Annotated in this window: 1 protein-coding gene; it reads left to right on the top strand. The window is 71.6% G+C overall.

All coding sequences use genetic code 11. The features are described from left to right. Window positions 1-102: 102 nt before the first annotated feature. On the top strand, window positions 103-507 hold a 405-nt coding region (locus HUX53_RS37975), incomplete at its 3' end, for an ATP-binding protein (protein ID WP_255206021.1).

The raw sequence follows: 507 nt of genomic DNA, 5'->3' as shown, positions 1-507 counted from the left end.
CCTGGTTGGTCGTGCGGTCTGGTGTTAGACAGTATTAAGCGGATGGGTACTGAGTCGCGGCGGGTGGGGCGGCCGTGGGGGTGGGTGGGGCGCGGTGCCGAGATGAGGAAGAGCGACGGCGCGTTCGCCAACGTGGAGGGCCCGGCGTGCGGGCGGGTCGTCGACCCTCGGGAGGAGGCGGGGGATCCCGCGGCAAAGCACCTCGGGGCGGTGCTCCGCTCCATGACGGAGATGCGGCGCGCGCGGCTGTGCTTCGACCCGTCTGGGGGCGAGCGCATCGACACCGAGGGGTGGACGCGCGTGTTGACGCTCGGCGGCGCCACGCTGCACGACGTGGCGATCTCGCGGGAGGTCTACTCCTTCGAGCAGCGGCTGTCGGTGGCGCTGATGTACCTGGTGTCGCGGTTCGCGCGGCGGCTCATGCACGGCCTCGACCGGCGGCTGCCCAAGGCGATCTGCCTGGACGAGGAGTGGGCGATCACCTCGACGCCCGAGGGCGCGAAGCTC

The sequence above is a fragment of the Actinomadura sp. BRA 177 genome, from assembly GCF_013372625.1.
Taxonomy (GTDB): Bacteria; Actinomycetota; Actinomycetes; order Streptosporangiales; family Streptosporangiaceae; genus Spirillospora.
This window is presented reverse-complemented; position numbering and strand designations above follow the sequence as displayed.